Origin of the sequence: Micromonospora sp. DT41 (assembly GCF_049841715.1) — a bacterium.
GTDB lineage: Bacteria > Actinomycetota > Actinomycetes > Mycobacteriales > Micromonosporaceae > Micromonospora > Micromonospora profundi.
Map to the genome: position 1 here is coordinate 116,927 of NZ_JBNCKU010000010.1, position 22,565 is coordinate 139,491.

General features: G+C 72.1%; 24 protein-coding genes. 18 read left to right on the top strand and 6 right to left on the bottom strand.

Annotated elements, in window-relative coordinates:
• Nucleotides 1–32: 32 nt before the first annotated feature.
• The gene (locus ACLQ23_RS19900; RefSeq protein ID WP_425880907.1) at nucleotides 33–599 is read right to left on the bottom strand and encodes a dienelactone hydrolase family protein; all 567 of its coding nucleotides are present in this window, start codon (nucleotides 597–599) and stop codon (nucleotides 33–35) included.
• Nucleotides 600–655: 56 nt separating this feature from the next.
• Nucleotides 656–1,762, bottom strand: a complete 1,107-nt coding sequence (locus tag ACLQ23_RS19905; protein ID WP_355589243.1) for a nucleotide disphospho-sugar-binding domain-containing protein — start codon at nucleotides 1,760–1,762, stop codon at nucleotides 656–658.
• A 222-nt stretch (nucleotides 1,763–1,984) separates the two neighbouring features.
• Between ACLQ23_RS19905 and ACLQ23_RS19910 the strand changes: the two genes are divergently transcribed.
• The 6 genes from ACLQ23_RS19910 (at nucleotide 1,985) to ACLQ23_RS19935 (ending at nucleotide 7,037) form a co-directional block, all read left to right on the top strand.
• A complete protein-coding gene (locus tag ACLQ23_RS19910; protein WP_425880908.1) occupies nucleotides 1,985–2,743 on the top strand; it encodes a methyltransferase domain-containing protein in 759 nt (252 codons plus the stop codon).
• A 6-nt stretch (nucleotides 2,744–2,749) separates the two neighbouring features.
• The gene (locus ACLQ23_RS19915) at nucleotides 2,750–3,226 is read left to right on the top strand and encodes a fluoride efflux transporter FluC (RefSeq protein WP_355589239.1); all 477 of its coding nucleotides are present in this window, start codon (nucleotides 2,750–2,752) and stop codon (nucleotides 3,224–3,226) included.
• Complete coding sequence (gene crcB / locus ACLQ23_RS19920; protein WP_355589237.1) at nucleotides 3,223–3,585, top strand: fluoride efflux transporter CrcB; 363 nt, start codon at nucleotides 3,223–3,225, stop codon at nucleotides 3,583–3,585. Before ACLQ23_RS19915 ends, crcB begins: the two co-directional genes overlap by 4 nt.
• Before the next feature lie 97 nt (nucleotides 3,586–3,682).
• Complete coding sequence (locus tag ACLQ23_RS19925; protein WP_355589235.1) at nucleotides 3,683–4,207, top strand: PadR family transcriptional regulator; 525 nt, start codon at nucleotides 3,683–3,685, stop codon at nucleotides 4,205–4,207.
• Nucleotides 4,204–4,884, top strand: a complete 681-nt coding sequence (locus ACLQ23_RS19930) for an ABC transporter ATP-binding protein (RefSeq protein ID WP_355589234.1) — start codon at nucleotides 4,204–4,206, stop codon at nucleotides 4,882–4,884. Before ACLQ23_RS19925 ends, ACLQ23_RS19930 begins: the two co-directional genes overlap by 4 nt.
• Nucleotides 4,881–7,037, top strand: a complete 2,157-nt coding sequence (locus tag ACLQ23_RS19935; protein WP_425880909.1) for an FtsX-like permease family protein — start codon at nucleotides 4,881–4,883, stop codon at nucleotides 7,035–7,037. Before ACLQ23_RS19930 ends, ACLQ23_RS19935 begins: the two co-directional genes overlap by 4 nt.
• Nucleotides 7,038–7,092: 55 nt before the next feature.
• Here the strand turns inward: ACLQ23_RS19935 and ACLQ23_RS19940 are convergent, their stop codons facing one another.
• The gene (locus ACLQ23_RS19940; protein WP_167943951.1) at nucleotides 7,093–7,428 is read right to left on the bottom strand and encodes a hypothetical protein; all 336 of its coding nucleotides are present in this window, start codon (nucleotides 7,426–7,428) and stop codon (nucleotides 7,093–7,095) included.
• 119 nt (nucleotides 7,429–7,547) lie between these two features.
• On the opposite strand from ACLQ23_RS19940, the gene ACLQ23_RS19945 reads away from it, so the two are divergent.
• The 5 genes from ACLQ23_RS19945 (at nucleotide 7,548) to ACLQ23_RS19965 (ending at nucleotide 12,448) form a co-directional block, all read left to right on the top strand.
• A complete protein-coding gene (locus tag ACLQ23_RS19945) occupies nucleotides 7,548–8,129 on the top strand; it encodes an RNA polymerase sigma factor (RefSeq protein WP_355630534.1) in 582 nt (193 codons plus the stop codon).
• Nucleotides 8,122–8,841, top strand: a complete 720-nt coding sequence (locus ACLQ23_RS19950) for a hypothetical protein (protein WP_425880910.1) — start codon at nucleotides 8,122–8,124, stop codon at nucleotides 8,839–8,841. Before ACLQ23_RS19945 ends, ACLQ23_RS19950 begins: the two co-directional genes overlap by 8 nt.
• A 70-nt stretch (nucleotides 8,842–8,911) precedes the next feature.
• Entirely contained in the window at nucleotides 8,912–9,391 is a 480-nt protein-coding gene (locus tag ACLQ23_RS19955; protein WP_425880911.1) for a hypothetical protein, read from the top strand.
• A gap of 135 nt (nucleotides 9,392–9,526) precedes the next feature.
• Nucleotides 9,527–11,695 (top strand): RNA polymerase recycling motor ATPase HelR, encoded by a 2,169-nt coding sequence (helR, locus tag ACLQ23_RS19960; protein ID WP_425880912.1) that lies wholly within the window; start codon nucleotides 9,527–9,529, stop codon nucleotides 11,693–11,695.
• Between the two features lie 9 nt (nucleotides 11,696–11,704).
• The gene (locus ACLQ23_RS19965) at nucleotides 11,705–12,448 is read left to right on the top strand and encodes a hypothetical protein (RefSeq protein ID WP_425880913.1); all 744 of its coding nucleotides are present in this window, start codon (nucleotides 11,705–11,707) and stop codon (nucleotides 12,446–12,448) included.
• A 56-nt stretch (nucleotides 12,449–12,504) separates the two neighbouring features.
• Here ACLQ23_RS19965 and ACLQ23_RS19970 read toward each other — a convergent pair whose 3' ends face one another.
• The gene (locus ACLQ23_RS19970) at nucleotides 12,505–13,401 is read right to left on the bottom strand and encodes an aldo/keto reductase (protein WP_425880914.1); all 897 of its coding nucleotides are present in this window, start codon (nucleotides 13,399–13,401) and stop codon (nucleotides 12,505–12,507) included.
• A 73-nt stretch (nucleotides 13,402–13,474) separates the two neighbouring features.
• Nucleotides 13,475–14,725, bottom strand: coding sequence for an MFS transporter (locus ACLQ23_RS19975; protein WP_425880915.1), 1,251 nt, complete (start codon nucleotides 14,723–14,725; stop codon nucleotides 13,475–13,477).
• 164 nt (nucleotides 14,726–14,889) lie between these two features.
• Between ACLQ23_RS19975 and ACLQ23_RS19980 the strand changes: the two genes are divergently transcribed.
• The gene (locus tag ACLQ23_RS19980; RefSeq protein WP_355630546.1) at nucleotides 14,890–15,879 is read left to right on the top strand and encodes a LacI family DNA-binding transcriptional regulator; all 990 of its coding nucleotides are present in this window, start codon (nucleotides 14,890–14,892) and stop codon (nucleotides 15,877–15,879) included.
• A gap of 40 nt (nucleotides 15,880–15,919) precedes the next feature.
• Here the strand turns inward: ACLQ23_RS19980 and ACLQ23_RS19985 are convergent, their stop codons facing one another.
• A complete protein-coding gene (locus tag ACLQ23_RS19985) occupies nucleotides 15,920–16,336 on the bottom strand; it encodes an NUDIX domain-containing protein (protein WP_355630581.1) in 417 nt (138 codons plus the stop codon).
• A gap of 204 nt (nucleotides 16,337–16,540) precedes the next feature.
• Between ACLQ23_RS19985 and ACLQ23_RS19990 the strand changes: the two genes are divergently transcribed.
• The 6 genes from ACLQ23_RS19990 to ACLQ23_RS20015 all read left to right on the top strand — a co-directional run bounded on the left by ACLQ23_RS19990 (nucleotide 16,541) and on the right by ACLQ23_RS20015 (nucleotide 20,918).
• Nucleotides 16,541–17,323 (top strand): LppM family (lipo)protein, encoded by a 783-nt coding sequence (locus ACLQ23_RS19990; protein ID WP_355589215.1) that lies wholly within the window; start codon nucleotides 16,541–16,543, stop codon nucleotides 17,321–17,323.
• A gap of 159 nt (nucleotides 17,324–17,482) precedes the next feature.
• Nucleotides 17,483–17,827, top strand: a complete 345-nt coding sequence (locus tag ACLQ23_RS19995; protein WP_355589213.1) for a hypothetical protein — start codon at nucleotides 17,483–17,485, stop codon at nucleotides 17,825–17,827.
• Nucleotides 17,828–17,839: 12 nt separating this feature from the next.
• Nucleotides 17,840–18,448 (top strand): glycine zipper family protein, encoded by a 609-nt coding sequence (locus ACLQ23_RS20000; protein ID WP_355589211.1) that lies wholly within the window; start codon nucleotides 17,840–17,842, stop codon nucleotides 18,446–18,448.
• The gene (locus ACLQ23_RS20005) at nucleotides 18,445–19,143 is read left to right on the top strand and encodes a carboxypeptidase-like regulatory domain-containing protein (protein ID WP_355589209.1); all 699 of its coding nucleotides are present in this window, start codon (nucleotides 18,445–18,447) and stop codon (nucleotides 19,141–19,143) included. Before ACLQ23_RS20000 ends, ACLQ23_RS20005 begins: the two co-directional genes overlap by 4 nt.
• Before the next feature lie 23 nt (nucleotides 19,144–19,166).
• Entirely contained in the window at nucleotides 19,167–20,432 is a 1,266-nt protein-coding gene (locus ACLQ23_RS20010; protein WP_425880916.1) for a phage tail sheath family protein, read from the top strand.
• Between the two features lie 3 nt (nucleotides 20,433–20,435).
• Nucleotides 20,436–20,918, top strand: coding sequence for a phage tail protein (locus ACLQ23_RS20015; RefSeq protein WP_355589205.1), 483 nt, complete (start codon nucleotides 20,436–20,438; stop codon nucleotides 20,916–20,918).
• The last annotated feature ends 1,647 nt before the right edge of the window (nucleotides 20,919–22,565 follow it).

Sequence of the window (22,565 nt, forward strand, 5' to 3'; positions counted from 1 at the left end):
CACTGTGGGAGGAGGTGTTACCAGGCGATCGTTCAGTCGGCGGCCAGAAAGGCCAGCACCCGCGGCCAGGCCGCGTCGGCCGCGGCCGGGGTGTACTCGTCGAGGTCCGGGTCGGTGAACAGGTGCCCCGCGCCGGGATAGCCGAAGACGGCCAGGTCGGCGCCGGCGTCGGTCATGGCCCGCTGCCACTCGTCGACCTCGTCCGGCGTGTCGTACGGGTCCGGGTCGGCGAGGTGCAGCTGCACCGGCAGCCCGGGGCGAACCGCTTCCGGTGCGCCACCGGTGCCGTGCAGCAGGAGCAGGCCGGCGGCGGCGGGGCGTTCGGCGAGCAGCGCACCCGCGACACCGGCGCCCATCGAGAACCCGGCGAGCACGGTCTCCGGCGGGAGGTCCCGCAGCGCTGCGCGCGCCCGATCGAGCACCACCTCGTGACCGACCTTGTCGAGCAGCGCGAAGCCCTCCTCAACGGTGTCGGTGGCGGGCACGCCGTACAGGTCGGGGGTGGCGACCCGGTGCCCGGCGGCGCGCAGCCGGTCGGCGGCGGCGCGTACGGCGGGTCGCAGCCCGTACACCGAGTGGAACAGCACGACGTGTCGCATCAGGTCATCCTGCCGCAGCGCGACGACGATTCCGGTGTGGCCACGCGGGAGCGCGGTCAGGCCAACGCCGTCAGCCGGGCTACCAGTTCCGACGGCGGCGGCATCGCGGCGATCTCCCGGCTGACCTCCCCGGCGGCGATGCGGAGGCCGTCGTCGGTGAGCAGGCGGGTAAGCGTCGGCGCGGTGATGTCGCGGGGGCGCAGGGCCAGGCCGGCGCCCCGACGGGCCACCAGTTCGGCGTTGTGCCGCCGGTCCCCCGCGCCCACGGTGGCCAGTTGGGGCAGGCCTGCGGCGAGAGCACCGAGGGCACTGCCGGCACCACCGTGGTGGACCAGCGCCGCGCTCGCCGGCAACGCCTCGTCGAGCGGAATCCAGTCGACCACCCGCACGTTGCCGGGAAGCGACCGAGCCGACCGCGCGTCGGGCCGGACCAGCACGATCTCGGCGTCCACATCGGCGGCTGCGGCCACCACGGCGGGCATCGGTCCCCGGTCGCCGGGGCCGTTGAGGGTGCTGCGGGTGACAAGGATCCGGGGCCGCTCACCCGGCTCGCGCAGCCACGCCGGCAGCTCGCCGCCGCCGGCATAGGAGTCGTAGCGCATCGGCCAGCCGCTCTGGGCGGCCACGCTGGGCGGAGCCACGGCGAGCGCGGCGGCCGGCGGCGGCAGCTCGGTCAGGCCGTGCCGGCGCAGGGCGGCGCCGAGCCGGGCGGTGGTGGCACGGACCAGTTCCCGGCCGTCGAACAGGGCGTTCTCCTGGCGTACGGCCGGAATGTCGAGCCGCGCGGCGGCGATCGCTCCGGCGACCGCGAACGGCTCGTGCAGCACCAGATCCGGCCGCCACCGGGTGGCCAGCGCGACCACCGGGTCGGTGAGGTGGTCGTTGAGCGCGCCGAACAGCAGGCCGGCGCCCCGGGTGCCGGCGGTGCCGGCCAGCTCGGCGCGCGCGATCAGCGGATGACGGGGCAGGACCCGCAGCGCGATCCGGCCGAAGTCGAAGCCCGGCGCGATGTCGTGCACCGGCAGGCCGGCGTCGGCGGCCGCCAGCCCACCGCCACCGGTGGCCAGCAGTACGTCATGGCCGGCGTGGCGTAGTGCGAGAGCGAGCGGCACGAGCGGAAAGACGTGCCCGACCAGCGGGGCGGAGACCACCAGCACGCGCATGGACGCTGATCCTATGTCAACGGAGCTGGGGCCATCTGCCCGTGCGGCCCGGCCCACCTTTGCCGGCCAGGCCGCCAGATGCTGCCGTGCGAGGTGCGCCGGGCTGGCCGGGTGGCCAAACCCGGCGCACCTCTGATCATCGCCCTGCCATTGTCTAGCAGTTGCAAATAATGTGCAACAAGGTCTGGACAGGCGGCCGTGAGCGTAACTAGCCTCAGCGCCATGACTCCTTACATGATGGATTCCGTGGCGTGGCAGGAGAGCTGGGACCGCCAGCAGGAGGCGTTCATGCCGGACCGGGAACACCGGTTCACCGCCATGCTCGACGCCCTCGACGCCGTGGTCGGCGACCGGCCACCACGCCTGCTCGACCTGGCCGGCGGCACCGGCACCATCTCGCTGCGGGCGTTGGCGCGCTTCCCCGACGCCGAGGTGACACTGCTGGACCTGGACCCGGCGCTGCTCGCCATCGCGGGCGCGTCGCTGACCGGCCGGGCCACCATCGTCACCGCCGACCTCGGCACCCCCGAATGGCGCTCCGCGCTCCCCCACCAGGAGTACGACGGGGTGCTCACCGCCACCGCGCTGCACTGGCTGCCCGAGGACCGGCTCGCCACGCTGTACGGCGAGATCCGCGACGTCCTGCGACCGGGCGGGATCTTCGTCAACGCCGACCACATGCCCGACGGCGCCCTGCCCGAGCTGACGAAGCGGATGGCCGGACGGGCGCGCGAGCGCCGCCAGGCGCGGTACGCCGCCGGCGCGGCGCTGTCCTGGCCGGACTGGTGGGCACGGGCGGGCGCCGACCCGACGCTGGCCCCGCTCGTCGCCGAGCGGCACGCCATCTACCCGACCGGACACAGCCCAGAGTGGAACCCTGCGGTGTCGTGGCACCTGAAGGCGCTCACCGAGGCCGGGTTCACCGAGGTCGGGACGGTGTGGCGCGGCGGCTCGGACGCCGCCGTGGCGGCAGTACGCTGAGCAGTCGTGCCAGAGCCGCCCGAGCCACGTACCGATCCGGACGTCGACCTGCGGGTCCCCGCCGACCGACGGGAGTTGGCCGTCCATCCCCTGGCGGTGCTCGCCGCGATCGCGGCGGGCGGGGTCCTCGGCGCGCTGGCTCGGGCCGGTCTGCAACACGCCGCCCCGCATCCGCCCACCGGATTCCCGTGGGCGACTTTCGCTGTCAACCTGTCCGGCTGCCTGCTGATCGGCGTGCTGATGGCAGCGCTCGGGCACCTCGGCGGCGGGCACCCCCTGGCCCGCCCGTTTCTCGGTGTCGGCGTGCTCGGCGGTTTCACCACCTTCTCCACCTACGCGGTGGACGTCCAGCAGGCGATTGTCGCTGGCGCACCGGGCACAGCGGTGACGTACCTGGCGGCGACGGTGTTCGGGGCGCTTGCGGCGGTCGCCGTGGGCGACGCGGCCGCGTCGGGGCTGCTGCGGCGTCGGGCGGCCCGATGACCGTGCTGCTCATCGCGCTGGGCGCCGCCGTCGGGGCCCCGCTGCGCTACCTCGTCGACCGGACCGTGCAGTCGCGGCACGCCTCGACGTTTCCGTGGGGGACGCTGTCGGTGAACGTGGCCGGCTCGCTGCTGCTCGGCCTGCTCGTCGGCCTGCCTGCCGGTCCGGCGGTGAGCGCCCTGCTCGGCACGGGGTTCTGCGGTGCGCTGACCACCTACTCCACATTCAGCTACGAGACGCTGCGCCTGGCGCAGACCGGCAAGCGGCTCCTCGCGCTGGCGAACGTGATGCTCAGCGTCGCCGCCGGGCTCGCCGCGGCCGTCGCCGGCTACGCGCTGACCCGCGCCCTGCTCGGCTGACCACAGACCGCAGCCCGTACCGCAGACACCGATGCTCACCCCGCCGAAGACACCGAGGGTATATACGCGAGGTATACACTCGGGGTAGTCTCCTGCCATGAGCGTCCCACTGACCCTTCTCGGCCTCCTCGAACGGGAGCCCAGCCACGGCTACGACCTGAAGCGCGACTACGACGCCTTCTTCGGCAGGGGCAAGCCGCTGCCGTTCGGCCAGGTCTACTCCACCCTCAGCCGCCTGGCCCGGGACGGCAAGGTGGTGATCAGTGACGTGGCCCCCGGCGCCGGCCCCGACCGCAAGCGCTACATCATCACCGACCTCGGTGCGACCGAGGTCGAGCAGTGGCTGACCCAGCCGGTCGAGCCCGAGCCACACCTTCAGACTGTCCTCTTCGCCAAGGTCGTGCTCGCGCTGATGCTGGACCGGCCCGCCGGCGAATACCTCGACATGCAGCGCAGCGCCCACCTGCAACGGATGCGTGAGCTCACCGAGGTCAAGCGCGCCGGCAGTCTGGTCGACGCGTTGCTCGCCGACCACGGCCTCTACCACCTGGAGGCCGACCTCCGGTGGATCGAGATGACGAACGCCCGGTTGGACGCCCTGCGAAAGGCGGTACGGCAATGAGCGTGGTGATCGAAGCACGCGACGTGAAGCTCTCCTTCGGCCGGACGCCAGCGCTGCGTGGCGCCACCCTCAGCGTGAGCGCGGGCGAGATCGTCGCCGTCATGGGCCCGAGCGGCTCGGGCAAGTCCACACTGTTGCACTGCCTGGCCGGCATCCTCGTGCCCGACTCCGGCGAGATCCACTTCGCCGGCAGCCGGGTCGACACCCTCAGCGAAGCCGCGCGCAGCAGCCTACGCCGGGACCGCTTCGGCTTCGTGTTCCAGTTCGGTCAGCTCGTGCCGGAGCTCACCGCTGCGGAGAACGTCGCCCTGCCACTGCTGCTCAGCGGCGTCCGTCGGCCACAGGCACTCCGCCGGGCGTACGCCTGGTTCGAACGCCTCGGCCTCGACGGCATGGAGCAGCGCCGCTCCGGCGAGTTGTCCGGTGGGCAGGCGCAGCGCGTCGCCCTCGCCCGTGGCCTGGTCGCCGAACCGCAGGTGCTCTTCGCCGACGAGCCGACCGGCGCGCTCGACTCGCTCACCGGCGAGCAGGTGATGGACCTGCTGGTCAGCGCCGCCCGCGAGCAGGGCACCACAGTCATCCTGGTCACCCACGAACCCAGGATCGCCGCGTACGCCGACCGTGAGGTAATGGTCCGCGACGGGCGCGTGAACGCGCCGGACCGGATCGCCTCGTGATCGGCTTCGGGCTCCGCCTCGCCGTGGCCGGCGGTCGTGAGGCGCTCACCCGCCTGGCCGTCATCGCCGCGGCCGTCGCCGTCGGCAGCGGTCTGCTGCTGGCTACCCTCGCCGGGGTCAACGCCGTCAACTCCCAGCTCACCAGGTACGCGTCGATGTATCCCAGCGCCTCGGCCGGCGGCGACGCCGACCCGCTGTGGTGGTCGACCCGGGACGACTTCTTCCACGGCAGGCAGATCACCCGGATCGACGTCGCCCCCGCCGGGGCGAGCGCGCCCACCCCGATCGGCATCCCCGCCATCCCCGGGCCCGGGGAGTTCTACGCCTCGCCCGCGTTGCGGGAACTGCTCGCCACCCACCCGGCCGACCAACTGGCCGACCGCTACCCGGGGCGCGACCTCGGCACCATCGGCCCGGCCGGATTGGCCTCACCGGACGCCCTGCTCGTCGTCATGGGCGGCACCCCCGACAAGGTCGCTGAGTTGCCGCTGGCCCGGCAGGTCACAAGCGTCGGTGACGCGCCCGCGCTACCCGAGGCCACTGTGAATCTCATCCTGGGCGTGGTCGCCGGTGGGCTGCTGTTCCCGGTACTGATCTTCATCGGCACCGCCACCCGGCTCAGCGCCGCCCGCCGGGAGCAGCGCTTCGCCGCGATGCGCCTGGTCGGCGCGACACCGAAGCAGATCGGGGTCGTCGCCGCCGTGGAGGCGACCACAGCCGCCGTCACCGGCACCGCCGTCGGCTTCCTGCTGTTCTTCGCGTTCCGGGGATCGCTGGCGAGCATCCCGTTCACCGGTATGCCGTTCTTCCCCAGCGACATGTCACTGGGCATCCTGGACGTCCTGCTCGTCGCGCTCGGCGTCCCCGCTGGCGCGGCGGTGGCGGCGGCGGTCTCGCTGCGCCGGGTACGGATCTCGCCGCTGGGCGTCACCCGCCGGGTCACGCCACGCCCACCTCGCGCGTACCGGCTGATTCCGCTCCTGCTCGGCGTCGGCGTGCTGGTGTTCGCGCTGGGCTACCGGCCACCGACCTCCGACGGTCAGGCGGCGGTGTTCCTGCCCGGTCTGCTGCTCATCATGGCCGGACTGGTCCTGGCCGGCCCCTGGTTGACGATGCTCGGCGCCCGCCTCATGGCCCGGTACGCCAGCCGACCGGCCACCCTCATCGCCGCGCGACGCCTCGCCGACAACCCGAAGGCCGGCTTCCGGGCCATCAGCGGCATCATGCTCGCGCTCTTCGTCACGACAGTGGCCGTCGGCGTGATCACCACTATCGTCGACAACCGCGGGCCGGCGCCGATCGGCTCGACGGCGGCCGGCACGATGTCGATGGACTTCGGCGGGAAGGCGCCGACAATGCCCGCCACGCTGCTCACCGACCTGCGCTCGGTCACCGGTGTACGGCACGCCTCAGTGGTGCTGGAGAACCCGGACATGCGTACCGCCAGCGAGTCCGGTCTGATCGCGTGCGCCGACCTGCCGAGCGCGTACGGGCGGTGCCCCTACGGCGCGGACGTCGCCGAGGTGGCGTCGGGGCTCGTCCCCTTCCGGGAGACGGCGTCGTCCACAAGGGTCTGGAAGGCCGCGTCGGTGCCACTCGATGAGCTGCAACGGCTGCCGGTGATGTCGATCGTCGTCAACACCGACGGCTCCGCCGCTGCCGTCGAGCGTTCGCGTACCGTCCTGGAGACCGCCCTACCGGCCTTCCGGGTGGCGCCGAACGTGCCTGGTGACTTCGAGTCGGCGTTCGCCGACACGCTGCGCGGCTGGGGGCAACTGGCGAACGTCACAATCATCGCGAGCCTGGCCCTGGCCGGGTGCAGCCTCGCGGTCAGCGTGATCGGCGGCCTCAGCGAACGCCGACGCCCGTTCAGCCTGCTGCGTCTCAGTGGCGCGCCGGTGCGGGTCCTACGCCGGGTGGTGGCGCTGGAGAGCGCCGTACCGATGCTCGCCGTCGCTGCGGTCGCCATCGGCATGGGCCTGGTCGCCGCGCACCTGTTCCTGCGGGCACAGATGGGCTACACGCTCATCGCGCCGGGGCCCGGCTTCTACCTGATCGTCGTCGTCGGGTTGGCGGCGTGCCTCGGCATCATCGCCTCCACCCTGCCGCTGCTGGAACGCCTCACCGGGCCGCAGACAGCCCGCAGCGAATGAGCGTCAGTGGCCCGGCGGTCGGGAGAGCGACCACCGGGCCACTGACGTATGCGCCTCAGCGGGCGTGGCGTTCCGGGTGCGCCCGGTTCCACACCCGCATCCGCTCCGGGTAGCCGGTGCGGGCGGCCTCGTACAGCGGCACCGCGTGCTTGCGGGCGATGTCGCCCGCCGCGCGGGGCGTGCCCGTCCGGCGGCGGATCCACTCGCCGTCGTGCGCGATAGCCATCACCGTGGTGTCGGTAGCGGTGGTCTCCGGCTCCAGGTAGAACTCCACACCCTGCCGACTGGTGACGAACGCCTCCAGCGCCGCGAGGTCCTCCCGGGTCGCCTCCCGATCCAGCTTCGTCGGGGTCGCTCCGGCGTCCCGGGAGCGTCGACTGAACCAGCCCATGCCCCACCCCTCTCCTCGACGACCTCCAGTGCACCACCGAATCCTGGCAATATGCTGCACGCCGGGTGGGAGTGAGCTGGTCAAGCTGCGGATGGAACCTCCCCGGCGCGGGCGGTGTCATGAGTGTGATCCCACCGGAGGCCCTCCTGGACGACGACGTGCTCGTCACCCGCGCTCGGGCAGGTGACCTTGAGGCGTACGACCTCCTGGTCGCCCGGCACACCGCGTCCGCGTACCGGACGGCGGTGCTGCTCGGCGCGGGCTCGGACTCCGAGGACGTCGTCCAGGAGGCGTTCGTGAAGGCCCACCACGGCCTTGCCCGCTACCGGGGCGAGTCGTCCTTCCGGGCGTGGCTGCTGGCGATCGTCGCCAACGAGACCCGGAACCTGCACCGGACGCGCTCCCGCCGCGACGGGCTCGTCCTGCGGGCCGCGGCGGCGTACCCGGCGTCGGAGATCACCGGGGATGACGCCGTCGACGCGGTCCTGGCCGGGGAGCGCCGCGCCACGCTTGTGCAGGCCCTGCGCCGACTGCCGGACCGGGATCGCGAGGTGATCGTCTGCCGGTTCTTCCTCGACCTCAGTGAGGAGGAGACGGTGGCGATGCTTGGCTGGCCCCGGGGCACTGTGAAGTCGCGGACGTCGCGGGCACTGGCGAAGCTGCGCGGCCTGCTCGACGGTGCGGAGGTCCGCCATGGGTGATCTCGAAAGGGAGCTGCGCGACCTCTCGGCCTGGTTGGAGACACCCGACGCGCCCGACCTGACAGCCCGCGTACGCGCACAGCTCACGTCGGCCGTGCCCCACCGACGCCGGTGGCGCCGGTACGTGGCCGTGGCGCTCGTCGCCGTGCTGGTGGCGGTGCTGCCGCCGGGGCGGGCGGCGATCGCCGACGCCGTCGCCGGGTTGCTGCGCTTCGCCGGAGTCACTGTCGCCACGTCGCAAGGCCCGGAGGCGCCCACCGGCACTCCGTCGCCGTTGCCGGCGCAGCGGACCACAGCCCTGGACGAGGCGCAACGGGCGGTGCGCTTTCCCATCCGACTGCCGGCGAAGCTCGGCGTACCCGAGCAGGTGCTTGTCGCCGACCCCGACGGCGCGGGCAGGTACCGGGTGGCGACGCTGCTCTACGACGGGGGCGCGCTGCGCGTCGACGCCTTCGACGGTCGTCTCGACGTGGCCTTCCACAAGCGGGTCGGCAGCCCGACCGTGGAGTGGACGCAGGTCCACGGTGACTTCGCCGTGTGGGTCGACGGCCCGCACACGCTCGCCTACGTGGACCGGGCGGGGACCGTTCGGATGTCGACCGCCCGGCTCGCGGCCTCGACCCTGATCTGGCAGGACCATGGCGTGAGCTACCGGCTCGAAGGCGATCTCACCAGAGCCGAGGCGGTCGGGATCGCCGAGTCGCTCGGTTAGCGGAACCCGCCGCGTCCGGCCGGTGTCGCCCTGGTGAGACGCGCGTCGACGCGTGCCGGGAAGGAGCGAGATGGGTTCCAGGGGCAGAGTTCTGCTGGCGTCGGTCGTCCTGCTGGCGGGCTGCACGACAGGCCAGTCGGCCACGCCGGACGGCCCGGGGGCAACAGGCTGCGGCTCGCGGGTCGAAACAGGCGCCCTGCCCGACTGGGCGGACGCCGGTTTCAGTGGGGACGCCCGCGCTCCGCACGTCCTCGGCGCGAAGGGCGACATCGCGGCAGTGCTGTTCGGCCACCCACTGGCGCAGGTCCGGCAGGACGGGTCGAGCAACAAGATCCTCTGGGTTGCCCGTACGTCCACCGACGCGCTGTCGGCGCCGCTGACGATCACCGCAACCCTCGACGGCACCGACACCAGGGTCATCCGGGAGGTCGCCGGCGGTCCCGGCCCGTCGATCATCGACCCGCCACGGGCCGGTTGCTGGCGTCTCGAACTCCGCTGGGCCGGCCGCACCGACACGATGGACCTGGTGTACGCCGAACGGATGCCCTGACCGAGAAGCGGGAGGTACTACTCACTCCCTGCCACTCTCAACATATATCGCAGGCGGGGCCTTGTGGCAAGACCCGGGTGATGCCCCAGAATTGCCCGGCCAACGCCCTAACCTGCGGAAATGGGAGCCACAAGAATGCGGCCTGATGCCGTGAAGCCCTCGACCACAAGCGTGTTCGACCTCCCCGACCGCCTGCGCGCCAAAGCCGACCCGACGCTGATCGGCGCGGACGAGCAGCACTTCGCGGCCATCGCGCACAGCCTGGAGCAGACGGCCACCGACCTGTCCGACCGCCTCGACACCGCGCGCAGGGCACCCGCCGGCAAGGGCCGGCAGGCCTCCGACCGCGACCAGGAGGTCCGCCGGTTGACAAGCCGGCTGCGTACGCTGCGGCGCTTCGGTCTGGACCTGTGCCTCGGACGCATGGTGAGCGCCGACAACCTCCAACCGGTGTACGTCGGACGACGCGGCCTCACCGACAGCGACGGCCGACAGTTGCTCCTCGACTGGCGCTCCCCCGCCGCCGAGCCCTTCTTCGGGGCGACCCACGCCAACCCGATGGGCCTGGCGAGCCGCCGCCGGTACCGCTGGACACTGGGCCGGATCACCGACTACTGGGACGAGGTGTTCAGTCCCGACGGGTTGCAGGGGCACGTCGCCCTCGACGACCAGTCCGCCTTCATCGCCAGCCTGGGCAGCAGCCGGTCCAGCCGGATGCGGGACGTCCTGAGCACCATCCAGGCCGACCAGGACGCCATCATTCGCGCCGGATCCAGCGGCGCACTCGTCGTCGACGGCGGCCCGGGCACGGGCAAGACAGTCGTCGCGCTGCACCGCACCGCCTACCTCCTCTACGCCGACCCGCGCCTCGGTCACCGCCGGGGCGGCGTGCTGTTCGTCGGCCCGCACCAGCCCTATCTGGCGTACGTCGCCGACGTCCTGCCCAGCCTCGGCGAGGAGGACGTACAGACCTGCACCCTGCGCGACCTCGTCCCCGAGGGCGCCGGGGCGACAGTCGAGACCGACCCCGATGTGGCCCGGTTGAAGTCGTCAGTGGAGATGGTGACGGCGATCGAGGCGGCCGTCCGGTTCTACGAGGAGCCACCGAACACGGCGATGACCGTCGAGACCGACGACGCCGACCTCAGGCTGAGCGCCGACGACTGGGCCGAGGCGTTCGACGCGGCCGGACCGGGCACGCCGCACAACGAGGCGCGCGACGAGATCTGGGAGGCGCTGCTCACGATCCTCGTCGACAGGTACGACGGCGACGAGCCGGAGGGCCTGGTTCGCGGCTCGCTGGCACGCAACCGGGACCTGCGGACGGCCTTCAACAGCGCCTGGCCGCTGCTCGACGCCGCCGACCTCGTCGGAGACCTGTGGTCGGTGCCTGCCTACCTGCGCAGGTGCGCCCCCTGGCTCAGCCCTGACGAGGTCCGCACGCTCCAGCGCGGCGACGCCCGAGCGTGGACGGTGGCCGACCTGCCGCTCCTGGACGCCGCACGGCAACGGCTCGGCGACCGGGAGGCGTCCGGACGCCGGCGCCGGCACGACGCCACAATCGCCGTCGAACGCGAACGCATGGCCACTGTCGTGGACGACCTGATCGAGGCCCACACCTACGACGACGGTGAAGGGGTCCTGTCGAGCCTGCGTCAACTGGACCTCCAGGACGCCCTCGTCGACGAGGCCGCGCTGCCCACCGTCGAGCCGGACCTGCTCGCCGGCCCGTTCGCGCACATCGTCGTGGACGAGGCACAGGAGCTGACCGACGCCGAGTGGCAGATGCTGCTGCTGCGCTGCCCGTCGCGGAGCTTCACGATCGTCGGGGACCGCGCCCAGGCCCGGCACGGGTTCACCGAGTCGTGGCGGGAACGACTCGAACGGATCGGACTGGACCGTGTCGACCTGGCCTCGCTGAGCATCAACTACCGTACGCCGGCAGAGATCATGGCGGAGGCCGAGCCGGTCATCCGGGCCGTGCTGCCGGACGCCAACGTGCCGACCTCGATCCGACGCGACGGCGTCCCCGTCGTACACGGATCGGCTGTTGATCTGGATTCGGTCCTCGACACCTGGCTCGCCGCGCACGACGAGGGCGTCGCCTGCGTCATCGGCGATCCCACATTCACCGCGACACCCCGCGTCCGGTCGCTGACCCCGGCACTGGCCAAGGGGCTCGAATTCGACCTTGTCGTGCTCGTCGACCCCGACACGTTCGGCGAAGGCATCGAAGGGGCTGTCGACCGCTATGTCGCCATGACCCGCGCGACCCAGCAACTCGTCATCCTCACAAGCTCCTAGGCTGCGGGCGTGGACGTGCGGGAGGCGGCGGCGCGCAACAACGCCGAGTGGTGCGACGTCGTCTGCGGCAGTCACGGGGTGGCCGGCTGGTTCGACGCCGACGCCTGGTCGACTCCCCGCCGCTCCCCGACCTGGTACCCGGACGCCGTCACGCTGCGCCCCGGCGTCGACGCCGACGCCCTGCTGGCCCGGATCGACGCGGGGCCCGGCGCGTCGGTGAAGGACAGCTTCGCCGACCTCGACCTCGCCGGGCACGGCTTTGAGGTGCTCTTCGACGCCCAGTGGATCCACCGCCCACCGACGGACCCTCCGGCCGGACCGCTGCTCACCCGGGTCACGACGCCGCAGGGATTGGCCGCGTGGGCTGCGGCGCACGGCGGCGGGGACCTGTTCCGGCCCGCCGTGCTTACCGACCCCCGGGTACGGGTGCTGGCGCGGTACGACGATCGGGGCGAGGTCGTCGGCGGCGCGGTGGTCAGCGGCGATGGCGTACTCGGCGTCTCCAACCTGTTCGCCGGCACCGACGGACCCGACGAGATCTGGCGCGGCGTGCTCGCCACAGTGCCCGGGCTGCCGCTCGTCGGCTACGAATCCGGCCCGGACCTCACCCCCGCGCTCAAAGCCGGCTTCACAGCGGTGGCACCCCTACGAGTCTGGCTCCGCAAGCCCTCCCCCAGCCCCCTCAGCCCCCCCCCCTCAGCCCCGGTGATCATGAGGTTAGCGGCACGACACGCCGGCACCGACGGACGCTAACCTCATGATCACCGGGGTGAGAGCGGGCGGGGGCGGGGGCGGGGCAGGGCGGGGGGTCAGGTTAGGAGGGTTAGGTCTTCTTTGGTCAGGGTTAGGGCGGCTGCGGCGATGTTGGTTTCCAGGTGGGCCGGGTCGCTGGTGCCGGGGATGGCCAGCACGTGGGGGCCCTGGTGCAGGGTCCAGGCCAGACGTACCTGGTGGGGGGTGACGCCGTGGGCACGTGCGACGGCCTCGACGGCCTCGCCCTGCTCGGCTCTCGCGCCCGCCTCCCGACCGGTGCCGGCAAGCGCGAAGAACGGCACGTAGGCGATCCCCCGGTCACCGCAGAGCTTCACGAATGCGTCCTGCTCCCGGTAGGCGTCCACGCCGTAGTTGTTCTGCACGCAGACCACCGGCGCGATGCCCGCCACCTCGTCCAGCTGCTCGGGTCGGACGTTGGAGAGCCCGAGGTGCCGGATCAGCCCGGCGGTGCGCAGCTCGGCAAGCGCGCCGAAACGGTCGACAAGCGGCACCGGCCCCGGGCCCCGGCCGAGGCGCAGGTTGACAACGTCCAGCTGGTCGCGGCCGAGCCGCCGCAGGTTCTCCTCGACCTGGGCCCGCAACTGCGCCGGGGTGTACGCCTCGGTGAACCCGGCCTGCGGGTCGTACCCGAAGCCGACCTTGGTGACGATCACCAGATCCTCCGGGTACGGGGCGAGCGCCGCGCGGATGAGCTCGGTGGCGTACCGGGCGGGGCCGGTGCCCACCCGGAGCGTGCCGCCGGGTGAGACGTAGAAGGCGGCAGTGTCGATGTGGTTGACGCCCAACTCCACGGCGCGGCGCAGCAGGGCGATGGCGTGGTTCCGGCCGGGGTTCGCGGTGATCCGCATCGAGCCGAAGCCCATCCGGTGCACAGTACGGTCGCCCAGCGTCCAGCTGCCCGCCGCGGCGGCACTGATCTCGTCGGTTGGCATTCGGCGAGGTTAGCCAGCACGGGTGCGGGGCGCAGTCGGCCACGCACCCGATACCGCCGAGCGTCGATCCGGGTTAGTTTTGGTGTGCTGAACCGGACTGTGGCTGGCGCAGCACCGGCAGCAGCGCCAATGTCGGCAGCAGCAGCACCGGCACCACAAGCAGGGCGCGCAGGATGCCGACGTGGTCACCGAGCAGCCCCAGCAGGGGCGGGCCGGCAAGGAACGCGGTGTAGCCGATCACCGCGACCACACTGACGCGCACGGGCGCGTGGGCTTCCTCGTCGGCAGCCGCGCTCATCCCGACCGGGAAGCCCAGCGACGCACCGAGCCCCCACAGCGCGACGCCGACGATCGCCAGCGGCCCCGAGCCGGCCAGCACCGCCAAGCCCGCGCCGAGGACGGCGAGCCCGATTGTGGTACTCAGCACCGGCACCCGGCCCCAGCGGTCCAGCGCGATCGTGCCCGCCGTACGCCCGAGGGTCATGCCGACGACGAAGACGCCGAAGACCGCCGCTCCGGCTGCCTCGCTCAGGTCCCGGCCGTCCACGAACGCGACAGCCAGCCAGTCGTTCGCGGCGCCCTCGGTGAACGCCGCCACCAGCACGAACAGCCCGATCAGCAGGGTGCGCGGCTCCCGCCAGGCGGCGAGCTGGGCACGACGACGGCCGGCCGGAGTGGCGTCCGCCGTGCCGCCCTCCGGGGTGTGGGCCGACGACGGCAGGTAGGCCCGCGTGGCAAGCACCGTGCCGGCCAGCACCACCACTGCCACCGCGCAGAGGTGCGCGCCGACCGCCACGTCCAGGCGGGCCGCCAGGGCGCCGAGGCCCGCTCCGGCCACCGAACCGAGGCTCCACCCGGCGTGGAAGCGGGGCATGATGGTGCGTCGCAGACGCCGTTCCACAGCAGCGGCCTCGACGTTCATCGCCACGTCGCAGGCACCGGATCCGTAGCCGAAGGCAACCAATCCGACCGCGACGACGACGAACGAGCCGGTCAGGGTCGCGCCCAACCCCGCCACCGTCAGGCCGACAGCGACCAGCACCGTGGCCAGCCGTACGGTGCGGGCGGTGCCGAGGAGCTGGGCGAGCAGCCCGGAGGTGGGCATGGCGAGCAGCGCGCCGATGCTCATCGCCAACAGCAGCAGACCGAGCCGCCCGGCGGAGAGGTCCAACGCCTCACGGACCGCCGGCACCCGGGAGAACCAGCTGCCGACGGCGAGGCCGTTCAGGGTGAAGGTGACGGCGACGCCGTTTCGGGCGAGCTTGACGGCCTGCGGCGGCAGGCCGGCGGCCGGGCCGGCAACCGAGCTGGTGGGGGCGCTCACTGGGGGTGGTTCCTCTTCCTCGACGGTGATCTCCTGGCACGATCGCACACCTGAGAGCGCTTCCACCACAAGCGTGTGACCGCCCTTACCAGCAACGCCACGGCCGGGGGATGATTCCATGCAGGCGCACGTCTGCCCAGCACGGGCGCCACGGGGAGGGCACCATGACGACAGCCGCACACCGCTCGGCCACGCTTGACGACGTCGCACGGGCCGCCGGGGTGTCACGCTCCACGGCCTCCCGGGTGATCGCCGGTACGGGGTTCGCGTCGCCACAGGCGCGGGAGCAGGTCGCCGCGGCTGCCGACCAGCTCGGCTACGTGCCCAACCAGGCCGCGCGCGCACTCGTCCGCGGCCGAGGCGTACGACTGGTCGTTGCCGTCGCGGGAACCAGCGAGGCGGTGCTCGACGACCCGTACGTCCACCGGGTCGTCGGTTCGGCCGCCCGGGTCTGCGGGCCGGCCGGCGTCGGGGTGGCGCTGCACTGGCTGCCGCTCGGCGACCTGACCGGCCTGGACCGGCTCGCCCGGGACCGCAGCGTCTGCGGTGTGGTGCTGGTCAACACCACCGAGGACGTGCTGGACGCCGTACCCCGGTCGTTGCGTGGTCGGGTGGCCTCGATCGGCATCGGCTCGGCGACGGTGCCGTCGTTCGACGTCGACAACACCGCCGGCGCGGGCGAGGTGCTGCGCCACCTGTACGCCACGGGTCGCCGCCGGATCGCCATGGTGGCCGGGCCGCACTGGCTGCCGTGCTCCCGACGCCCGGTGCAGGCGTACCGCTCGTTGATGCGCCAGGCCGGTCTGCCCGAACGTGTGCTGCCCGGTGACTTCACCGCCGCGCGTGGTCGGGTGGCGGCCGGTGAGGCGCTGCGTCGGTGGCCGGACGTCGATGCCATCTACGCGATCAGCGACGAGACGGCGCTCGGGGTGATGGCGGCGCTGCGTGACGAGGGTGTCCGGGTGCCCGGCGATGTGGCGGTGGCAGGCTTCGACGACATCCCCCTCGCCGCGATGACCGCTCCGGCGCTCACCACCGCCAGTCATCCGGTGGGCACGATCGCCACCGCCGCAGCCACCGCCGTGCTGGCCGGGCGTCCGGCCGCGCCGGTGACCCTCTTCCCGTCCGCCCTGGTGGCCCGGGTCAGCGCCTGACGTCAGCAGGAGCCTCACGGGGTGCCTCCGTTGTCGGACGTCAGCGGCGGGGGGCCACAGCGGCGTACTCGGGTGAGGCGAGGAAGTCGGTGAGCACCTCGACGGTGCCCGGGGTGTAGGGGCGGCCGTCGAGCACCTCGTCGCCGGGCACGAAGACCATCGCCGCTCCCTCGCCGAGCACCACGTCCTCCTGCCGGGCCCGTGTGGAGCCGAGGAAGTAGTGCACCTCCAGGTTCAGCTCGGGCATCGACTGCACGGCGAGCGGACGCAGCGGCGCGTCGGCGCGCAGGCCGGTCTCCTCCCACAGCTCCCGCTCCGCGGTCTGCTGCGGGGTCTCCTCCGCCTCGCCGTACCCGCCGGGCAGCCCCCAGACGTTGGGGTAGAAGGTGGCGTTGCCGTCGCGCAGTTGCAGCAGCAGCCGCCCGTCGGAATCCACAAGCAGCACGCACGCGTTCATGGCCACCCCGGCAGCCTATGCCAACGGGTGCCCCGAGGGCGGGACGGGCGGCGCCAAAATAACACTCGGCCCAAAAGCTCCAGGATAGACAATCACGCTGGGAACGGCCTCATCCAAATGTGACAGCCGGCCGGTAAGATCGGCGACTGCGTTGTGACCGATCGCTGACTGCTCGTGGTGAAAGCGATCACACACACTGACTCCATGAACAGGAGATTCAACCGCGGTAGGGCACTCCGCGTCGCGGTGTGCCTCCTTCTTCTCGCCGCCCTGAGCAGCTGCATGCAGCTCAACATGGGGCTCACCGTCAACGCCGACGACACTGTCGACGGGCAGTTGCTGCTGACCGCCCAGAAGTCCCTGCTGACCTCGCGGAACAAGAACGTCTCGGCGGCCTTCGCGGAGCTGCGGCAGAACATTCCCGCGCTGCCGCCGGGCGAGGAGACCACCTACGAGGACAGCAAACTCTTCGGCACCCAGATCAGTTATCGCAAGGCACCGCTGGCGGGCTTCGACAGCGAGAGCGTCAAACTCGTCCGGGACGGCGATTTCTACCGCTTCACGTTGCCACTCGACCCGAAGCGATACGGCGGAAAAATCGCCCAACAGAATCCGCAACAACAGCAGGCTTTCCTCAGGTTGATGTCATTCGAGATCTCGGTGACATTTCCTGGTCGGGTAATCGACACCAATGGCACTGTCAACGGGCGGTCGGTCACCTGGAAGGTCGACTCCAACCAGGACAAGCCGACCGAGTTGCGGGCCGTCGCCGAGGCGCCGCCCCGCCCCTCCGGCTCGCCGGTCGCCGCTTCCGGCTCGGGCGGTTTCCCGTGGCTGCTCGTCGTCGGCGGCGTACTCCTGGTGCTGGTGCTCGCCGCGGTGGGCGTACTCCTGCTGCGACGTCGACGCCCGACGGCGCCGGCCGCCGCCGCACCGGCCGGACCTGGTCCGACAGCGCCGGGCCCGCCTGCGGGCTCACCCGGCTGATCCATCCGGTGGCCGGCCCTGCCGGCCGCGCCCGGCCCCGGCCTCGCCGACGGCGTCGCCCCGCGACGACGGCGACCGGCACCGGTGCTCCCACCCGGGAGCACCGGCCCTCACCACCACCACAATCCGGTCGCACCATCGCAGAAGAGGGGGATCGCTGTGAACGATCTCTTCACCTGGGCAGCCCTGGGGACAATCGCCGGCGCGAGCGCCGCCACCCTGCTGGCCACGAACGTCATCGGCGGGCTGATCGGCCCGAGCGGCGACAAGCTCCGCAAGTGGATCGCCATCGCCGTCGCGCTGCTGCTGTCCTACGTGACAGCGGCGTTCGCCGACGACGCCGGCGGCGAGAAGTGGATCATCGCGTTCTTCAACGCGCTTGTCATCTTCTCCGCCGCGCTCGGCGTCAACCAGTTCCCGCCCGGCAACCGGCAGGCGACCCAGGCGTCGCCGACCCAGGTCGCGCAGGGTCGTGAGCCCCGTGTCTTCCGTTCGTGGGTCTGAGGGGATGTCGTCATGATCTTCGGAATTCTCAGCGCGGCGGCCCTCGTCGGCGCCAGCGCCCTCTTCGGCCTCCTGGCCGGCGGCCCGGTCGGCCTGCTCATCGGCGCCGTCGTGGGCCTGCTCGTCGGCGCGGTGTTCGGCTGGGCGGTGGCCTCCGCCGGGGTGTACGCCTCCGACGCCCGCGGCATCTTCCTCTTCGTCGTCGACCACACGTGGAGTCTGCTGAACACCGTCGTCGGGGCGATCTACCTGGCCGTGCACCTGGTCTTCGGCCACTCGCTGGACCGGCCCACCTCACTGGGCAGCGGCCGGGTCAGTGTGATGGAGGGCGTCTCACCGCGCTACGCCACCACCATCGGCACCGTCTGCGCCGGCTCCAGCTCCGGCATCCAGCGACACGAGGACGTGCACATCTTCCAGGCACGCCTGCTCGGGCCGCTCTACATCCCGCTGGTGCTGGCGAACTACGTGCTGTTCACCATCGCACCTATCTGGCTGCTCTACCACGACCACACGAACGCCCCGATCAACCGTTTCACCAGGTACTTCGAGATCGGCGTCTACCCACACGTGTGGAATGAGGCAATCGCGTACCGGATCCAGGGAACGCCACCGCGATGAGCAGCGACGGGCGCGGACCGATCGCGACGGCCACCGCCGAGCTGGCCGCCTGGCTTGCCGGCGCGGCGGGGGAACCCGTTCCGATCGGCCCGCCCCGCACCGACGGCGACGCCGCCGGGCTCACCCTCTGGCCCCTCGAACTGCGCCCGGCCCGGCAGACCCGCTCCAGCGGGGCGGTCCGCGAACCGTACCGGTTCACGATCCGCTACCTGCTCTGCGTGATCGGGCCGGCCGGGCTGGACCACCTCGACCGGGTGCTCACCGCCGCCACCAGCGACGGCAGCTACCCGATCGTGCTGGAGGCCGGCGACGCTCCGCTGTGGAGCGCGTTCGGCGTCGCGCCCCGCCCGGCGCTGCTGATCGACGTACCGGCGCAGGTGGATCACCCCACGCCTGCCGCGCCGCCGGTGCTGCAACCGCTGCGGCTGCGCCAGTTGGAGGTCCGCACACTCACCGGCCGTGTGGTCGGCCCCGACGACCAACCCCTCGCCGCGATGCGCGTCGAACTGCCCGCCACGGCGTCCGCCGCCCGAACCGGCCCCGACGGGCGGTTCCTCATCGTCGGGGTCCCGCACGACCCCGACAACCCCGGCCCGGTACGGCTCCGACTCAGCGGGCGCGGACTCGTGCTCACCGCCGACGTCGACGCAGGCGAGGACGACATCGTCATCGTCTGCGCGCCACCGACCCACTGACGCCCACCCGCACAGGAGGACCGATGCCCAGCTACTTCTCCCCCGGCATCTATGTCGAGGAGGTCCCCAGCGGCGCCCGACCGATCGGACCGGCGAGCACCAGCATCGCCGCGTTCGTCGGCGTCGCCCCGAACCGCACCGCCCAACTGGGCAGGGCGGTGCCCGTCAACAACTGGACCGAGTTCCTGCGGCTCTTCGCCGACGGCGACCAGACCGAGAGCACCCCACTGGCCCGGGCCGTCTTCGGCTTTCTGGACAACGGTGGCGCCCGCTGCTGGGTGGTGAACGTCGGCGAGGGCGGCGCCATCACCGGCACCGGCCAGCGCCGCGCCGGCCTGCAACTGCTCGAGGCTGTCGACGAGATCTCCATCATCGCCGCCCCCGGCTTCCACGACGTGGTGTCCCACGAGGCACTGCTCAGCATGGCCGAGCGGACCCGCACCATGGTGGCGATCTGCGATCCGGCCCCCGACATCGACGACATCGCCGCGCTGACGAAGGTCGCCACGCCGTCGTCCGGCAAACCCCCGAAACCCGCCGAGAGTACGGGCGGCGGCGCCGGCTCGGCTGGCGGTGGCTCGGGCTCGGGCGGTGGCGCTGGCTCCGGGGGGCCCGAGGGCGCGGCGTACCGGCCCCGGCAGTCCGAGTTCGGCGCCTTCTACTACCCGTGGCTGCGGGTACGCGACCCGATCAGCGGAGAACTGGAACTCACCCCGCCAAGCGGGCACCTCGCCGGCATCTGGGCGCGAACCGACGCCCTGCGCGGCGTCCACAAGGCACCGGCGAACGAACCCGTCCGCGGCGCCGTCGACCTGGGCTACCTCGTCACCCGACCCGAGCACGACGTGCTCAACCCCAAGGGCGTCAACGTGATCCGCTACTTCGCCGGCGAGGGCATCCGCGTCTGGGGCGCCCGTACGCTCGCCGCCGAAGCCAGTGAGTGGCGCTACCTCAACGTACGGCGGCTCAGCATCGCCATCGAGCAGGCCATCGCCAACGGCACCCGCTGGATGGTGTTCGAACCCAACGACTTCACCCTCTGGCGCTCGATCCGACGCGACATCGGGGCGTTCCTCACCCGGGTCTGGCGCGACGGCGCGCTGCTCGGGCGCAGCCCCGAGGAGGCGTTCTTCGTCAAGTGCGACGAGGAGACCAACCCGCCGGACGTCCGCGACGCGGGCATGGTGATCGCCCACATCGGCATCGCCGTCGTCAAGCCCGCCGAGTTCGTGGTGTTCAAGCTGAGCCAGTGGGCCGGCGGCACCGAGACCGAGACCATCGGAGGCTGACAGATGCCCACCACAGCCACCCCGCAGCCCGGCGCCCCGGTCGACCCGTACCGGGCGTACAACTTCCGGCTGCTCATCAACGGTGTCACCAACGGCCACTTCACCGAGATGAGCGGGCTGGAGGTGAACATCCCCGGGCAGCCGTACCGCGAGCACGGCCTCGGCCGGATGCGGATGGTCCCGGGCCAGGCCGAGTACGAGCCGGTGACGCTGCACTTCGGCCTGACCGCGTCCCGCGAGCTGTGGGACTGGGTGAACGCCACAGCCCAGGGCACAGTCAACCGTCGCAACGTGTCGGTGGTGCTGCTGGATTCCGTGGGCACCGCCGAGGTGCTGCGCTGGAACCTGATCGACGCCTGGCCCACCCGGTGGCGCGGGGCACACCTGAACACCCTCAGCCACGAGATCGCCATCGCGTCGCTGACGCTGCGCTACGAGGGCCTTGAGCTGGAGTCCGGCAGTGCCACCGCGCCGACCCCCGCGTAGCTGGCTGGCCGGGCAGTTGCGCTCGGTCGCCGGGGCGACGATGCGCCTCGCCGGTCAGATCGAGCCCACCGGCGCACGCGACCGCCCGTCGGATGAAAGGCCGCTGGACCAGCGGTCGGCCAAGCGGTTGCTGGACCAGCGGCCGTCGGAACAGCGGCTGTGGGACCAACGGCTGCTGGACCAGCGGCTGCTGGACCAGCGGCCATCGGGCCAGCGGTTGTCGGACCAGCGATTGTCGGACCAGCGATTGTCGGACCAGCGGTTGTCGGACCAGCGATTGTCGGAGCACGGGCCGGTGGATCGATCGGCGTCGGCCGACGAGGCGGCGCCGCGTCGGTTCGGTGAGCCGCCTCGGCACTGGTTGGACCTTGTCGCCGCCCACGCCCCCGGGCTGCTGCGCGAGTTGGATCTCGACGGGCCTCCGGCGGGCCGGCCCGACGCTCAGGACGTACCCGATTCGGACAGATGGGCCGGAGAAGGCACGGGCCCGGGACAACGGTTCACTGCCGACCCAGCGGTCCACGGTGCGGCGGCGGGCAACGTGTCGCAGGCAGGTACCGCCGGTTCGATGGGTGCGGCCGCTGGCTCGCTCGGTTCAGCTGACTCGCTCGGTGCAGGCGGTTCGTTCGGTGCAGCCAGCTCGTTCGGTGCAGGCGGTTCCTTCGGTGCAGGCGGTTCGTTCGGTGCGGCCGGTTCGTCCGGTGCGACCGGCTGGGTAATTGGTGGTGGGGCTGACGGGTTCGGGAGGCCAGGTAGCCCGGAGAGCGGCGGCGAGCCGGCGGACCGAGGGCACCGTGGCGCGGGCCGGTCGTCCAGGCGTGGCAGTGCCACCGGACCGCATCGCTTAGACCATCCAACCGGAGGAGCCAAGCCACTCATCCGCCCCGCAGTCCCCCACCCCACAACCAGCACCGACTCGTGGTCGTCAGCAGAGATCTTGGACGGTTTCGGCCCCTCCAGGGGCGGTTTCCTTCCAAGATCTGCTGTGAAGCAGGTGAGCGCCCGGCCGCGAGGGCATGGGGGCGACCAGCGGAGCGTTGCCGACCAGCTCGCAGTTGGCGGCGAGCGGCGCGGAGCCCGGGGTGGCCCGCGCGGCGTCGAGGGTGGCAAGCACGGGTCGGGTGGTCCCGGCGTTGGTGGTGGTTCCGGAAGCTCGATCGGAGAGGGCAGGTCGTCTCGACAGGGTTCGGGCGATGTCTCCTGGTCCGGCGGACAGGGCGGTTCTGCGCCTGGTGCACCGGTGGAGGGCGCGCCGACGACAGGTGCGAGAGGTGCCGGAGCGACAACTGGCGACCCGCGCGCAGAAGCCGGGTTGACGGCAGGAATCGGGGCGACGGCGAGGTCCAGGTTCGCGTCAGCATCGAGCGGGCCCTCCGATCGCCGGTCGAACAAGAGCATGGCCAGCGGCATCTCGGCGATGACCGCGACCGAGGCGGTGAACGCAACCGAGGCGGTGAACGCAACCGAGGCGGTGAACGCAACCGAGGCGGTGAACGCAACCGGGGCTGTGAACGCAACCGGGGCATGGTTCGCGCCCGGAAGCGGGTTGGCAGGTGCCGGGTCGACGGCGGGCGTGGTTGGCGGGGACGCTGCCTCGCGTACCCGGTTCGGGGCAGGTGACGGCCGCTCGGGCGGCGACGTTGCCGC

What these genes read in the sequence shown, in the direction of transcription:
- ACLQ23_RS19900 (WP_425880907.1), bottom strand. Translation starts at nt 599, where the DNA reads ATGCGACACGTCGTGCTGTTCCACTCGGTGTACGGGCTGCGACCCGCC.
- ACLQ23_RS19905 (WP_355589243.1), bottom strand. Translation starts at nt 1,762, where the DNA reads ATGCGCGTGCTGGTGGTCTCCGCCCCGCTGGTCGGGCACGTCTTTCCG.
- ACLQ23_RS19910 (WP_425880908.1), top strand. Translation starts at nt 1,985, where the DNA reads ATGACTCCTTACATGATGGATTCCGTGGCGTGGCAGGAGAGCTGGGAC.
- crcB (WP_355589237.1), top strand. Translation starts at nt 3,223, where the DNA reads ATGACCGTGCTGCTCATCGCGCTGGGCGCCGCCGTCGGGGCCCCGCTG.
- ACLQ23_RS19925 (WP_355589235.1), top strand. Translation starts at nt 3,683, where the DNA reads ATGAGCGTCCCACTGACCCTTCTCGGCCTCCTCGAACGGGAGCCCAGC.
- ACLQ23_RS19930 (WP_355589234.1), top strand. Translation starts at nt 4,204, where the DNA reads ATGAGCGTGGTGATCGAAGCACGCGACGTGAAGCTCTCCTTCGGCCGG.
- ACLQ23_RS19940 (WP_167943951.1), bottom strand. Translation starts at nt 7,428, where the DNA reads ATGGGCTGGTTCAGTCGACGCTCCCGGGACGCCGGAGCGACCCCGACG.
- ACLQ23_RS19945 (WP_355630534.1), top strand. Translation starts at nt 7,548, where the DNA reads ATGAGTGTGATCCCACCGGAGGCCCTCCTGGACGACGACGTGCTCGTC.
- ACLQ23_RS19950 (WP_425880910.1), top strand. Translation starts at nt 8,122, where the DNA reads ATGGGTGATCTCGAAAGGGAGCTGCGCGACCTCTCGGCCTGGTTGGAG.
- ACLQ23_RS19955 (WP_425880911.1), top strand. Translation starts at nt 8,912, where the DNA reads ATGGGTTCCAGGGGCAGAGTTCTGCTGGCGTCGGTCGTCCTGCTGGCG.
- helR (WP_425880912.1), top strand. Translation starts at nt 9,527, where the DNA reads ATGCGGCCTGATGCCGTGAAGCCCTCGACCACAAGCGTGTTCGACCTC.
- ACLQ23_RS19970 (WP_425880914.1), bottom strand. Translation starts at nt 13,401, where the DNA reads ATGCCAACCGACGAGATCAGTGCCGCCGCGGCGGGCAGCTGGACGCTG.
- ACLQ23_RS19980 (WP_355630546.1), top strand. Translation starts at nt 14,890, where the DNA reads ATGACGACAGCCGCACACCGCTCGGCCACGCTTGACGACGTCGCACGG.
- ACLQ23_RS19985 (WP_355630581.1), bottom strand. Translation starts at nt 16,336, where the DNA reads ATGAACGCGTGCGTGCTGCTTGTGGATTCCGACGGGCGGCTGCTGCTG.
- ACLQ23_RS19990 (WP_355589215.1), top strand. Translation starts at nt 16,541, where the DNA reads ATGAACAGGAGATTCAACCGCGGTAGGGCACTCCGCGTCGCGGTGTGC.
- ACLQ23_RS20000 (WP_355589211.1), top strand. Translation starts at nt 17,840, where the DNA reads ATGATCTTCGGAATTCTCAGCGCGGCGGCCCTCGTCGGCGCCAGCGCC.
- ACLQ23_RS20005 (WP_355589209.1), top strand. Translation starts at nt 18,445, where the DNA reads ATGAGCAGCGACGGGCGCGGACCGATCGCGACGGCCACCGCCGAGCTG.
- ACLQ23_RS20010 (WP_425880916.1), top strand. Translation starts at nt 19,167, where the DNA reads ATGCCCAGCTACTTCTCCCCCGGCATCTATGTCGAGGAGGTCCCCAGC.
- ACLQ23_RS20015 (WP_355589205.1), top strand. Translation starts at nt 20,436, where the DNA reads ATGCCCACCACAGCCACCCCGCAGCCCGGCGCCCCGGTCGACCCGTAC.